This window comes from Cyclobacterium qasimii M12-11B (genome assembly GCF_000427295.1).
Taxonomy (GTDB): domain Bacteria; phylum Bacteroidota; class Bacteroidia; order Cytophagales; family Cyclobacteriaceae; genus Cyclobacterium; species Cyclobacterium qasimii.
Genome location: NZ_ATNM01000027.1, coordinates 1 through 13,589 on the forward strand (window position 1 = coordinate 1; position 13,589 = coordinate 13,589).

Sequence of the window (13,589 nt, forward strand, 5' to 3'; positions counted from 1 at the left end):
ATGTATATTTTTTCTATATACAGTAAATACTTGTATAGTCTCCAATCTGGTCTAAGTTTAGCAAAGCGTAACTTAGACCCATAATGCAGAAAGTTTTCAACTTTCATCAAAGAAGAACATTTCGATACTTTCAGATAAAACAATTGGATTGCTCCTTAGGTTTATGATTTGGCTAAAGCCACAAAGACGAGTGAATCCATACTATACCCCAGCTAAAGCTAGAGGCTATTCAAAAAACATATTATTATCTATCAACTTGGCTTGGCTCCTTTCCTTTACCGGCGGCTGAGCGGAGTCGAAGCCATAGGGTAAAGAGCTTGTAATACCTCCTCCTTCAGCTGGCCATGGGAACACGTGACCCAATTGATCAACAAAATAAATTCAATAGGAATTGGCTTCAGCCCATTTATAGAGGTACACAATTTTATCTGGCTTTAGCCAAAAATTAATGGGGAAAATGAGTACCTACTAATAACACCTTTCTCATAGGTAAAAATATATTAGATCTGCCGCATAGTGTGAAAATTGGGCTAAAGCCCCAATAATACCATTAGCCACCATCCCCCAGCTAAAGCTGAGGGCTATTGAAAATTAGAACCGCTATACTTTTCTGTGTTTTGCCCGACTCATGTCATTAAAAGACCAACTCAATAGGAATGGGCTTCAGCCCATTTACAAGCCAATATCGTATCATCTGGCTTTAGCCAAAAATTAAAGGAAAAATGGGTAACTACTAATAACAACTCTGTTATGGTTTAATAGTTGAAAATTCATTTAACCGATTTTAAATAATGTCATTATCCTCAATCTTTGTATCTCAAATTCTATTGTGATTATGATTCGAAATGGTAGAACATGAATTGGCAACAGCATTTGAGACTTTATTCGCAATTCCATCATCAAAAGCAGAAGGAATGATTCTATCTCTTGTGGGTTGATCAATACAATTGGCTAGAGCATAGGCCGCCGCCAACTTCATTAAGGGAGTTATCCTTTTTGCACGTCCATCTAAAGCCCCTCTAAAAATCCCCGGGAATACCAGCACATTATTTACTTGGTTGGGATAATCACTCCTACCAGTTGCAACAATAGCGGCTCCTCCTTTATATGCTTCTTCTGGAGTAATCTCGGGTTCAGGATTGGCCAACGCAAAAATTACAGGATTTTCATTCATGGTTTTAACATCTTCTGCCGATAAAATATTCCCTTTACTTACGCCAATAAATACATCTGCATTTTTAAGGGCATCTTGTAAAGAACCTTCTAAATTATGGGGATTTGAATACTCAAGTAATTCTTGTTTTACGGGATTTAAATTCGTCCTATTTCTATGAATAATTCCCTTACTATCACAAATAATGATTTCTTTGACTGATTGACATTTTATAGGATCCATACTTACGCATCGCAATAGTTTGGAAATTGCTACTCCGGCAGATCCTGCGCCATTAACTACCACCTTTAGTTCATCAATATTCTTACCCAATACTTTACATGCGTTTAAGATACCCGCTAGAGTTACAATCGCTGTTCCGTGCTGGTCATCATGAAATACGGGAATACCAATTTCTTGTAAAGCAGCCTCAATTTCGAAACAGCGTGGTGCAGAAATATCTTCCAAATTCACCCCTCCAAAAACTGGCGCTATTCTTTTAACCGTGTCAATTATTTCTTGAGAGTTTTGTGTATCCAAACAAATCGGAAATGCATCAACCCCTCCGAATTTTTTAAAAAGCATCGCTTTTCCTTCCATAACGGGTATTGCAGCTTTTGGCCCAATATTACCCAAACCAAGCACGGCAGAGCCATCAGAAATAACTGCTACCGTATTTCCTTTGATAGTATAGTCATAAGCTAATTCTTGGTTTTTTTCAATTTCTAAACAAGGTTGGGCAACACCTGGGGAATAAACAACAGCTAAATCTTCTTTTGAAGCGACATTAACCTTATTGGAAATCTCAATTTTACCTCGTAATTTTTGATGTAGCTCTATTGATTTTTTATAATAATCGGGCATGGTTTTATTTTATGTTTTGAAATATTTTTGTGTTATTCTTTCATTTTCTTGAGACCAAATAAAACCCCAAAACTAAAAACGTGCTGAGATAAATCTCCAACAATGTATTTGTATTCAAAAAAGGGAAATAAGTTTTTTATCTTATAATGGAAACCTCCTCCAACGTTAATTCCAAAAGCCCTATTAGTGCTAGACTCATCGCGTGTTTCTTCTTTTTCAATACTATAGTTTATGCCTGTTAGAGGGTAAATCCCAAAAGATTCTGTAAGTTCAAAAATGTAGTGGCCAGTTATATTTAGTTCAATTAGAGAAACATCGTGTTCTTCAATTTTATGTTTTGGGAAATAGGATAATTCAGGTCCTAAACAAATATGTTCTCCTAAAAAGAGATACTCTCTTACGTTTAAACCGAAAGATTCAATAGCTGAACCGTAAGTTCCACCAACTCCAGTAACAAAACCTTGCCCTAAAGAAAAAGTAACGCTACCCAATAAAATCGATAATATAATTACCCCTTTCAACATTAAAAGGTGCAAGTTTTCTAGTGTTTTGACAAATAAGTAGGATGCTTTCATAAAATATAAATATTGTGAGCTACAGGGTTCTTTTAATTACCTTGAATGTGTTGCGGAAATATTTCATCATAGGTCATTACTTTATTCATGCTAACCCTGCGATTGATATGTGACCGCGTTAATTCTTCAGGTTTACAGATTCCTGCTGCTGCCACTAATTCTATGAAGGCATGGAGGGTTTCATGATGAAAATTTGAAACTCTTTTCGCTTTATCTTCAACATCTAAGCCTTTCATCAACGCCTTGTTTTGAGTAGCAACACCTGTTGGGCAAGTGTTATTGTTGCACCGTAAAGCCTGAATACAGCCAATTGCAAGCATCATTCCTCGAGCGCTATTCACCATGTCTGCTCCCAAAGCGATCACCCTAGCAATGTGAAATCCAGTGAATATTTTACCGGAGGCTATCAGTTTAATATCCTTTTTAAGACCAAATTTGATGAGTGTGTCAGAGACAAACGAAAGACCATCCCGTAGCGGCATTCCAAGTGAGTTGGAGAACTCAACTGGCGCGGCACCCGTTCCACCTTCTCCACCATCAACGGTAATGAAATCTGGTTTAATCCCTGTTTCTATCATGGCTGCACACAAGTCATTGAACTCTTGTTTCTTTCCTATGCACATTTTAAATCCAATCGGTTTTCCACCCGAAAGTACTTTTAAATTATCAATAAATTCCATTAATCCTATTACAGTGGAAAATGCAGAATGCGAAGGCGGAGAGTGAACAGCGGTATTTGGTTTAACCCCACGGATCTCAGCTATTTCCGGTGTATTTTTAATTGCTGGCAATATGCCTCCGTGACCAGGTTTGGCTCCTTGAGAAATTTTAATCTCAATCATTTTAACATTATCCAGAGACGCTTTTTCTTTAAACTTCTCAGCATCAAAATCACCGTTTTCATTTCTACATCCAAAGTATCCTGTACCAATCTGCCAGATTAAATCTCCGCCATGTTCCAAATGATAGGAGCTTAATCCTCCTTCCCCGGTATTGTGTGCAAAATTATCAAGCTTTGCGCCCTTGTTTAGTGCCAGAACAGCATTTTTACTTAATGAGCCATAACTCATTGCAGAAATATTAAGCAAACTGGCAGAATAAGGCTGCTTGCATTGGGGGCCACCAACCAATACTCTGGGGTGTCGGTCTAATGTATCTGCTTTGCGAGCAAACATAGAATGATCCATCCATTCATATCCTGCACTGTAAACGTCCATTTGTGTACCAAAAGGAGTGGTGTCATTTACCTTTTTTGATCTTTGGTAAATGATTGACCTGAACATCCGACTAATAGGCCGGCCTTCAGTATCTGTTTCTACAAAATACTGCATGATTTCAGGTCTTATCTTTTCAAGAAAGTATCTGATTTGACCTATAACAGGGAAATTTCTTTTAATCGTTTGCTTCTTTTGAAGTATATCAGAAAAGCCTAATAAAATTAATGGGCCAAGTATTATAAAACCCCACAATGCATTTGGGTGAAAGATTGAAATCCCTCCCAATAAAACGGAAAGAAAAATTGATAGGATGATAAAAAGTCGCCGTACGTTCATGTTTTATTAATTAATATCTTTACATGTATAGACGCCAGTAAACTTACATCCTGACAAATTCTTCATTCATCATTTTCTTCAGGATATTTTAACTGTATGGCTGAATCCTAATAATGGGCATTATTTTCATGGAAACGTTTGACGCCGTTTTAAGCCCGTATAGGCAAGAAAACGCCTTTTATTATCCCCATACCCCACTAAACTAACGAAGTCATTATATCTACATAAACACCAATTTGGGCAGGAAAATGCACCCCATATTTTTTCAGATTATACGACACATTAAATACTATATATCATCTAAAATTGAAATGGAAAACCAATAAATCATAGGTCTTTTCTAAAAGACCATTATGTGAATTGTAAAGTTCCAAACACCTTATTCCCACATACGAGAACAATCAATGCAATAGGCAATCTCGCTTTTGGTAGCATTGTTGCCATCTAAAATAAACTCAAGTTTCTTTTTACCTTCGCCCGTGTTTTCTACTTCAAGTTTAAACTCAAGGTACCCATCTGTATCTCGTTTTGGCAAACTCCTATTTTCTTGATGCACTTCTATCCATTTCTCACCATCAAAACTGTTATAAGTAGTCAGCTTTAAATTATGGGCTGCTTTCGATAGGTTTTGAATGCGCACAATGGCATATATTTTGTCATCTGATGTAAATGGTCCATCGGAAGAAATACATCGATAGCTTTCTCCACTTTCATCTACACTTCTACACAATTCTATACTTGTAAAAGGATCACTTAAAGCTGGTGCACCAAAAGGAGTCACCATTACGACATAATCTTCGCTAATGATAACCTCCCCTTTTCGGGCTTCTAAGGTGTACTTCATTGTTCTTATTGGGGATACTATTTTATCTCCAAAAGCGGTTACCGCTTCACCATTTAAGCTGATCTCTTCTGCTTCATACACCTCCCATGACAATTTACTGTTTTGCCCTCGGCGAATGGCGCTTCGATTTCCTGTGAACCTACCAATCACAGGATCGATAGGGACATCTATGGTAAGCGCTTTGGTCTCCATCTTCACCGGCCCCCCTTTTTCAGCCATAGGTGCAACCATTAGCGTATAGGTCGTGGTCTTGTCTACCCCAACAGTTAGGCTTCCGGATTTTCTGACCTGCTGGAATTTTTCTGATCCATGCGCACCAAACATAACATTGGAGGCATTTTCTGTTTGCCAGGATATCGTGACAGAATCTCCCTTGCTAACTTTGCTTTCGCTTGAAGAAAATGAAAGAATCTTAACCGGAAGGTCAAAATTTGGCCATGATTTTTCAAATGAATATTCATTACACAAAATCAAACTCCTTGATTCCATCATGCACACCTTTATACTTTCACTTGTAAATGCCTCCGTTTTTGGCCGTTTCGTGATGAGAAGACTCACCTGGTTAATTCCTGATTTCAGTGGCACTTTTTCAATGTCTACTTCTTTAAAATTCGACTTACCATCAGATGCCACAGGAATTGCATGAATGAATGTATCATTTGAACCAGCCTTGCCGGTATAATTGTACTCCACATTCACCTGAAGTTGTTTATCAGAAATATCCACTACCTCAAGAATTTTGAGCTCCGATGCATTACTGGCTTTTTTTGATTGCGCAATAACATTTTGGATGGATAGGTTTACAATTATGACAAGGGCCATGCATTTAATTGCAATAAATAAATTCATTGGGATTTTAATTTTTAATAAAAACTTTGCTAAATAACTATCTAAAAATATTAATCGTGACAACGATAATTGGCGCGGTTAAACCAATTGTTAGCATTGCGCAGAACCATAGATATATTTGGTGCTTTATTTTTCAAAAACACCTTACTCCTAATATAGACAATATGTTACAAGTGCCAATAGCGCTGACAGTAAATCTGTTAGATGTTGGTACAAATACGCTTTTACTTTAACAATTACATCCTATTTGGTTATGCACCCGCTTTAAAATAAGAAAACCCCTTGCATTTTCCGTATCATAAAAATCGCCAACAAATAATTTCGAGGTATATCAACACTTTAAAATCCAGCCATCCCCAAATCCTACCCCAACCGAGTAGTACTAAACCTATAATTAAACGTAATCTAAGTGAACCTTTGAGGTTTAAGCAAATAATAACCCATGAAAAAACTCATTTATCTACTCGCTTTCACACTTTTTTGTTCCACAACCATTTCTGCACAGGAATTGAAAGTTGGGGCTGCCCTTCGGGTAATAACTCCTGATCCTTTAATTCCCGTTTCTGGTGGAGTGGGAACACCGAGTCCAGCAACAGAGAAAAAAGGAGACCTTTTTGTCCGGGCAATGGTAATGGAACAGAATGGAGTCAAAGTGGCCATTGTAGGCATAGACAACCTGGGATGGCCTGCAGTCCTTGGCGACCAATCCCGCGCCCTAATCAAAGGCATCCCTCCTGAAAACATCCTTATTGGGGCTACTCATACTCACAGTGCGCCCGATGCTTATGGTTTTCCCAATGAAAAAGGAGAAGTACTGGCAGATTTTCACTACCTGGAATGGTGTGTCAAGCAGGTGGCCGACGCAGTAAATGAAGCCTTGGAAAACATGGAGCCTGCTGCATTAAAAATTGCCGTGGGAGAAGCCAAGGGAAAAATTGCCTACAATTATTATGCACCGGATCTATATGACCCACGTTGTGGCGTCATCCAGGCTTTTGGTACTACAGGAAAGAACAAAGACAAGGCCATAGCCACCTTGGTCAATTATGCCATCCACCCGGAAGTCATTGGCAATAAAAAAGGCATTTTATCTCCCGATCTTTGCGGTCCTTTGTACGATCGCATTGAAGCCAAAGCAGGTGGAATCGCGATTTTCATGAACGGTGCCCAGGGAGGCATGGTAACCGCAGACAATAGAAGACCCGAAGGCAAGGAAGCTGGCGATTGGGAAGAATGTATCCGCATTGGAGAATTATTGGCAGACCAGGCTTTGTCCATTGTAGACAAGGCGCCATTGCAAACCGCACCTGTCTTATTCTCGAGCTCAAAGGAAATCAATCTACCTGTGACTTCTCCACTAATGAAAATGCTGATAGACCATTCAGAAATAGGGCTAAAGGTATCCGAGGATTATATGCTAAAAACAAGTGTAAACCTTTTGAACATTGGCTCTGCCCAAATCCTTACCATCCCCGGAGAGGCACTACCAAATATTGGTTATTACTTGAAAAGAAAGATGAATACAGCGCATCCCTTTTTGTTTGGGCTTACCAATGATGCCTTTGGGTACATGCTTACCAAAGTGGATTATAATAGTTTCGAACGCTATGAATACATCAGCAAAACAAGTCTTGGAGAGGAAACTGCTGAGGTTTATATAGAGGAAGCATTGAATTTGATTGAGGCGAGTCCTGCTGCTGAAAAGCATTAATAACCAGAATTCGATATAATATCAAAACAAAAGAGGCATTCCTGAGCTTTGAGTAAAGTAGCCAAGAAAGCTGATCTGGTTGCTCAAAAATTTAAATTAACGACATGAGTGCTACATCTGGCATATTGAAATGGTTCAAGTATTTGTTTTTGGGAGCAATTGTCCTTTTGCTACTCCTGATCTTGGTAAAAATCTCACCAGCCTTATGGAACCGTTGGGTAACTTACCCAGGATTGGAACAGGCAAGGAATGAACTATGGGAGCAATACCGGAAACCTCCACAGGTTATTCCAATGCCTTTGTACCAGGGAGTCGTTCATTCACATACTTTCTGGTCTCATGACAGCCGGGGTTTGCTTCCTGAAATAATGGATGGGGCAAAAAAAGCCGAACTTCAGTTCATTTTCAATTCAGACCACAAACGCAATCAGCTGGATACTTTTCCACGCGGATACCAAGGAATTTACGAAGGCATCATCATAGAATCTGGTACTGAGCATAGTTCTGGACTGATGATCAGCCCTTTTGATAGCACCGTTATTGACTGGAACAGGTCTGAGGGGGAGATTATTCACGATGTAGTTGAAAACGATGGATTGGCCATTTATGTACATTCGGAAGACGAACACGATTGGGACAATCCAGATTATCAAGCCATGGAAATTTACAATATCCATACAGACATGAAGGATGAGGAAGGGATATTCCCCATCCTTCTCAACAGGTTATTGAATCCAAAAAAATACACCCATTGGATGTTTAGGGACCTTTATGACGAACAAACGGAAATATTGGCCAACTGGGATCGGTTAAACCAAAAGCGGAAAATTGTAGGAGTAGCTGGTGTAGATGCACACAACAATCAAAGTTTCAGGGCCAGACATCTTGAGGACGAAAAAATAGAATGGGTTGGCCCCAATGCTGACACCTTGGTGATAAGGGAACCCAATTGGTTTGACAAATTGCTTATGGGAGAAGCCGACAAATACGGTTGGGCCTTTAAATGGGAGCTGGATCCCTACTTTAATTCTTATAATCATGCCAATAACTATGTCTATTGCGACACCTTTACCAATGTCAATATCCGGGACCATATTAAATTGGGTCATGTCTTTGTGTCCTTTGAAAGTCTCGCCAAAGGTGATGGTTTTCAGTATTTTGCGGTAAATGAAGCCGATAGCTTAACAGCCATTTTGGGCGATTCTGTAAACCTGGCAGCAGCCGATAAATTGAAGGTACTTTCACCATTTCCTGTAAAATTTCAGCTTTACCAGAATGGGGAGCTTATAGAGGAAACGGAGGAAAGTTACGAGTATGAATATGTCGTTCGAAACAACGGAAATTACCGGATAGTGGCAAGGGTTGACCTGAAATCCGAATGGATTCCCTGGATTTATACCAATACTATTTATGTGTATTGAAAACTTTATTCATTTTTAAATGAAAAAAACCGGCTAAAAAGATAATTATGAAGAATATATTGGTAGTGTTATTGACCTTTTCCTGTGTATTGGGATGCAAAACTGCAGAGACGGACCCCGATCGCCCACTCGAAGCACCCAAAGGATACATGAATGAAACGCTCCTAAAAATGGCTTACGGTCTGGGTATGTTGGATCTAATAGAATCAAAACCACCCGTTCCGGATGATTTAGAGGCGATAAAAGATATTACTTATAAAACCATTGAAGGCATGGACCTGCGGCTAGATATCTACAAGCAAAAGGGCTTGAAAGGACCTGCGCCGACAATGATCTTCGTTCATGGAGGAGCTTGGAAGAAGGGCAAGCGTCAAGATTATTTGCCCTATATGATCGACTACGCAGAGAAAGGTTTTGTAACCGTAACCCTCTCCTACAGGCTTTCAGGGGTAGCAAAATTTCCGGCGGCCGCCCAGGATGTTAATTGTGGGATAAAATGGGTTAAGCAACATGCTGTAGATTATGGTATTGATCCGGACCGTATGGTGTTGATCGGTGGATCAGCCGGTGGGCACCTCTCCTTGCTGCTTGGCTATGGAGGGGAAGAAGCTGTGTTTAATCAGGATTGCGAGCAAGGCCCAGATAGCAAGGTGAAAGCCATAGTAGATTTTTATGGCCCGGTGGATCTCACTACTCCCTATTCAATTACCACAGAGCAGGTTCAAAGTTTTATGGGCGTTTCCTACGAAGAAAATCCGGACCTATACAAACTCGGTTCACCGAGTACCTTCATCAGCCCTGATGACCCTCCTACTTTAATCTTTCAGGGAACAATTGATTCATTGGTTCCAGTCAGCCAATCGGATTCCCTTGCCAGTTGGTTGCAGCAGGCCGGTGTTGCCCATGATTACCACCGCCTAAAAGGCTGGCCACATACCATGGATGCCGCCAGGGAGGTAAATGAATATGCGCAGTTTTATATCGATGCTTTTCTAGAGAAGTACCTCTAGTTCGAGACCGGCCCTATTCGAAATTCTTACGCTGGCGGTACAATTCAGATTGCTTCGCTAAGGCTCGCAATGACGGTAGGTAGCGCTTATCGTCACTGCGAGGGAGCAAAAGTGTATAAAAAGAATAACGTAAATTGGCCCTGCGACCGTGGCAGTCTGTTGGAATAAATACACTTCCTGCCTTATCCAATGACCCTATTCGAAATCCTTACCCTGGCCTTACAATACAGATTGCTTCGCTTAGGCTCGCAATGACGGTAGGCATTTACCGCTTAAAATAAAGGTAATTGGCAGGGCCTTGTTTTCCTTCGGTGGTCATAGTAGAGGTGATGTCAAAACTTGAGCGTTGCCAATAATAGAATTGCCCTGTTTCAGTTCCCACCACAAGATCTGGCACACCGTCTTTATTGAAATCAGATACAACCGGACCATCGGTATGCCCCATTAGTGTTTTAGACAGCACCCTGCCCATGTATTCCAAAACCAATTTACCATCCTTCATTCCTTTGTTCTTCATCCAGTCTACTGCCGGCTTGGAAGAAACAATCAAATCTTCCAGTCCATCGCCATCCCAATCGTGAAAAGTAATTTTCAGCCTACCACTACTGGAGCCTGTACGTTGATTGAGCAAGATGGGCTTACCGTCAGGAAAGACAAAATTCCGCTGCGGATGCGACAATACTAGTTTGTCATTTACCTTTTTTCGCGGATACACTGCCAAATAACCTTCATGGTCCAGCATGACCAGGTCATTTAATCCATCTTCGTTAAAGTCCATCATCAGCGGAGACGTTCTCCAGGGAGCCAATAATTCATTGTCTGCTTCCGCTACGCCCGGTACCCAGGCTGGCCTCAGTGGTTCGCCTTCCCAGTCCACTTCCAAAGGCTGTGGAGCTGCAAGTTTAGGTGCCGTTTTGGTACCTGTATTTTTTATAAACACAATATTCCCATTGTGTTCATTGGCCAAAATATCCGGCAAATCATCCTCATCCCAATACCCCACATCTATGGTGGAATATCCCCAAAAGGGTCGCTCAGTATTGGGAAGTGCTTCGTCTTGGATCAATCGAATCGGTTCTCCATCGACTTCAAGTAATTTAGGAGCATCCCAAACTGGATCTTTCCCCCCCAAGTTTTTAATAAAGCCTATATTTCCAACTGCATTTCCACTAATAATATCATCCAATCCATCATCATCCCAATCAAAGATTCTGGGCGCTACTAAAGCACCAAAATCTACGTATTTTGCTTCTTGTTGGATAAACACAGGAGCGGCAAATTGTGGCAATCCATCCACCACTTCACCGGTGTTCCTTAGGTAGGAGATTTTCCCATCCTCGTCTCCGGCTAAGATATCCATAAAACCATCTTTATTCCAGTCAATTGCCGTCTGGTGCATGGTAGCCCTAGACTCATACTGTATGGGCAGACCATCCATTTTCAAAGCCCTCCCTAGGCCGAACTCATATTCTGTAGCAGAACCGGTATTCTCGAAGTAAATGATAAAATCATCGTTCCAATCAATGTCAAAATTCTCATGATTTTTACCAATACTCAAAAAATCATAATCTCCATCATTGTCAAAATCCGCAAACATGGGCTTCATTGAAAGCCCCTCAGATAGAGGAGAACCATCTGATTTCAAAAGCCTTTGAGGATTTTCGTATACAGGATCCTCATTGGTGCCGCTGTTTTTAAGAAACAATACATGACTTTTGCCATCCGTTACGAAGGCAAGGTTTTTCGCCAGTTCCCCTATCCTGCCTCGGTAAGTTCTGGGTTTGTCTCGGGTGGCTACGGCCATCAAATCATGTAGGCCATCCCCATCAAAATCGATGATTTTCCACTCTGTTTTACAATTGTGCAGGTAATCGTAACCTTCTATAGGAAGAGGCACTTCATTGTCGTCCCAAAAAACATTTTCCGGTACATCTTTATAAATCAACAATCTTTCCCTAACCCTATCTGGCGTAAGCACATGTACGCTCCCCTCCACTTCAGATGCTTGAAACCTAGAGCCATCATCTCCTAATCTTCTCCGTTCAAAGGACACCTTCATCCTTCTCCTAAATACAGGCATTTCGATATTGCCCGAAATATTCTCAAAGTAGAAAATTCCAGATTCGGTATAGCTTCCAGATTCGGATACCAGCAAATCAAGGTCTCCATCCCCATCAAAGTCCATCGGCATAGGAACCGCTTTAAAACCTGCATCCAGGTCTACGAGCAATTCAGGATTATTATAGGCCAGTTTGTGAAGCATATTATCTCCATACATGCTTGATTCTGCAGTTGGCTGGTCCGTTCCACAGGAAAAGAGTAAAAGGCTACCTATTGCTAAAATAGGCAGCCTGGTTTTAATGGGTTCAATCATTATTGTAAAATGTTTATTGCTATATTTTAATATAAGTATTGTTTTTGTACATGTACCAAAGTATCAGGTAAAGCAAACCAAAACCACCAAGAGTAGTCAAAGCGCCATAATAAGCTCCTGTGTATTGCTCCAAACCATACAATAGAAAGTCTGCTATATCAGGAAAGCTAATGACATGGGAAAGCACATAAGCAGTAATGGCGTTCATCCCGATCACTTTAAACATAAAAGTCCATTTCACCTTGCCTTTAACATCAATGATCCAGTAAAAAATGGCCATCAAAATAAAACAAACCCCAGAGGAAGCCAATACAAATGAACTTGTCCACACTTTTTTGACAATTGGATGCCAGATCCCCCAGATCATACCCAAAGCCAGTCCAGCAAGACCTACAACAAGCAGGTAAAGGGCGACTTTATTTCGGGGAAGATTGGATTTGATTAGCTCCCCGGCAAAGAGTCCGGATAGCGTAGTAGCGATAAAACCAAAACCAGTTAATACCCAAGTGTATTGATAGCCATCGTCAAATCGCCCTAAAACAAGGTGATCAAAATACAAGGCATAATTTTGGTCTGGAAGAATTACGCTTCTACCAACACCTGGTACATTGGGAACAGTAAGTATCAAGGCATAAATAACAAGACAGGCTGCAAACATAATATAGCGCCCATTTCTACTCAGGTAAATAAAGGCCAGGCAGGAAAAGAAATAGCCCACTGCGATGGCTTGAAGCGTATTGCTAAAAACCTTAAAAGTGTCAGCATCCAATGCCAATAGATTTCCCTGAACAATCCATCCCAGGAAAAACAGAATAAATACCCGCTTAAAGAGTTTTTTGTAAATATTAGCTTTCCCTGTATTTTCCTGCATTCTTTTGGACAAAGAAAATGGAATAACCGCCCCCACCATAAAAAGGAAAAGTGGCATAATAATGTCATAGAAAGTAGATCCAAACCATTCGGGATGATCAAACTGGTTGGCCAAAAAACCCGTCAGAGGTGATTGTGCTCCCTTATGTAGTAGGGAAAAGAAACGGTCTGCAACAACTATAAACAACATGTCAAATCCCCTCAATGCATCTATTGAGAGAATTCTGTTGGGCTTGATGGTTTGCTCATTCATGAATATTGGTCTTTGGTGGTTGATGGTAAGTAATATATCATTTTATTTTAACAAAGATTCCACACACTATAGGCTAATTCAAGTCAAGCGGTGTTTGTCTTATTGAGTTATT

Annotated in this window: 10 protein-coding genes; 4 read left to right on the top strand and 6 right to left on the bottom strand. The window is 40.4% G+C overall.

The window, feature by feature from the left end:
* Positions 1-817: 817 nt before the first annotated feature.
* The 4 genes from ADICYQ_RS02390 to ADICYQ_RS02405 form a co-directional block, all read right to left on the bottom strand.
* Positions 818-2,017 carry an NAD(P)-dependent malic enzyme gene (locus ADICYQ_RS02390; RefSeq protein ID WP_020893684.1) on the bottom strand — a complete coding sequence of 400 codons (1,200 nt, stop codon included), beginning with the start codon at positions 2,015-2,017 and terminating at the stop codon, positions 818-820.
* Positions 2,018-2,049: 32 nt separating this feature from the next.
* Positions 2,050-2,592 carry a putative outer membrane beta-barrel protein gene (locus ADICYQ_RS02395; RefSeq protein WP_020893685.1) on the bottom strand — a complete coding sequence of 181 codons (543 nt, stop codon included), beginning with the start codon at positions 2,590-2,592 and terminating at the stop codon, positions 2,050-2,052.
* A gap of 32 nt (positions 2,593-2,624) precedes the next feature.
* Positions 2,625-4,145, bottom strand: a complete 1,521-nt coding sequence (locus tag ADICYQ_RS02400; protein WP_020893686.1) for an FMN-binding glutamate synthase family protein — start codon at positions 4,143-4,145, stop codon at positions 2,625-2,627.
* A gap of 379 nt (positions 4,146-4,524) precedes the next feature.
* Positions 4,525-5,838 carry a hypothetical protein gene (locus ADICYQ_RS02405; protein WP_040414155.1) on the bottom strand — a complete coding sequence of 438 codons (1,314 nt, stop codon included), beginning with the start codon at positions 5,836-5,838 and terminating at the stop codon, positions 4,525-4,527.
* Positions 5,839-5,894: 56 nt separating this feature from the next.
* Here ADICYQ_RS02405 and ADICYQ_RS27305 point away from each other — a divergent pair, with 56 nt between their 5' ends.
* The 4 genes from ADICYQ_RS27305 (at position 5,895) to ADICYQ_RS02425 (ending at position 9,980) form a co-directional block, all read left to right on the top strand.
* Positions 5,895-6,071, top strand: a complete 177-nt coding sequence (locus ADICYQ_RS27305) for a hypothetical protein (protein ID WP_161625563.1) — start codon at positions 5,895-5,897, stop codon at positions 6,069-6,071.
* A gap of 209 nt (positions 6,072-6,280) precedes the next feature.
* A complete protein-coding gene (locus tag ADICYQ_RS02415; RefSeq protein WP_020893688.1) occupies positions 6,281-7,549 on the top strand; it encodes a hypothetical protein in 1,269 nt (422 codons plus the stop codon).
* A gap of 104 nt (positions 7,550-7,653) precedes the next feature.
* Positions 7,654-8,970 carry a CehA/McbA family metallohydrolase domain-containing protein gene (locus ADICYQ_RS02420; protein WP_020893689.1) on the top strand — a complete coding sequence of 439 codons (1,317 nt, stop codon included), beginning with the start codon at positions 7,654-7,656 and terminating at the stop codon, positions 8,968-8,970.
* A 47-nt stretch (positions 8,971-9,017) separates the two neighbouring features.
* On the top strand, positions 9,018-9,980 hold the full coding sequence (locus tag ADICYQ_RS02425) for an alpha/beta hydrolase (RefSeq protein ID WP_020893690.1): 963 nt from the start codon (positions 9,018-9,020) through the stop codon (positions 9,978-9,980).
* Between the two features lie 265 nt (positions 9,981-10,245).
* Here the strand turns inward: ADICYQ_RS02425 and ADICYQ_RS02430 are convergent, their stop codons facing one another.
* Both ADICYQ_RS02430 and ADICYQ_RS02435 read right to left on the bottom strand, forming a co-directional pair.
* Complete coding sequence (locus ADICYQ_RS02430) at positions 10,246-12,354, bottom strand: FG-GAP repeat domain-containing protein (protein ID WP_020893692.1); 2,109 nt, start codon at positions 12,352-12,354, stop codon at positions 10,246-10,248.
* A gap of 19 nt (positions 12,355-12,373) precedes the next feature.
* Positions 12,374-13,477, bottom strand: coding sequence for an acyltransferase family protein (locus tag ADICYQ_RS02435; RefSeq protein WP_020893693.1), 1,104 nt, complete (start codon positions 13,475-13,477; stop codon positions 12,374-12,376).
* Positions 13,478-13,589 lie beyond the last annotated feature (112 nt).

What these genes read in the sequence shown, in the direction of transcription:
- ADICYQ_RS02435 (WP_020893693.1), bottom strand. Translation starts at nt 13,477, where the DNA reads ATGAATGAGCAAACCATCAAGCCCAACAGAATTCTCTCAATAGATGCA.
- ADICYQ_RS02425 (WP_020893690.1), top strand. Translation starts at nt 9,018, where the DNA reads ATGAAGAATATATTGGTAGTGTTATTGACCTTTTCCTGTGTATTGGGA.
- ADICYQ_RS02415 (WP_020893688.1), top strand. Translation starts at nt 6,281, where the DNA reads ATGAAAAAACTCATTTATCTACTCGCTTTCACACTTTTTTGTTCCACA.
- ADICYQ_RS02395 (WP_020893685.1), bottom strand. Translation starts at nt 2,592, where the DNA reads ATGAAAGCATCCTACTTATTTGTCAAAACACTAGAAAACTTGCACCTT.
- ADICYQ_RS02405 (WP_040414155.1), bottom strand. Translation starts at nt 5,838, where the DNA reads ATGAATTTATTTATTGCAATTAAATGCATGGCCCTTGTCATAATTGTA.
- ADICYQ_RS02400 (WP_020893686.1), bottom strand. Translation starts at nt 4,145, where the DNA reads ATGAACGTACGGCGACTTTTTATCATCCTATCAATTTTTCTTTCCGTT.
- ADICYQ_RS02420 (WP_020893689.1), top strand. Translation starts at nt 7,654, where the DNA reads ATGAGTGCTACATCTGGCATATTGAAATGGTTCAAGTATTTGTTTTTG.
- ADICYQ_RS02430 (WP_020893692.1), bottom strand. Translation starts at nt 12,354, where the DNA reads ATGATTGAACCCATTAAAACCAGGCTGCCTATTTTAGCAATAGGTAGC.
- ADICYQ_RS02390 (WP_020893684.1), bottom strand. Translation starts at nt 2,017, where the DNA reads ATGCCCGATTATTATAAAAAATCAATAGAGCTACATCAAAAATTACGA.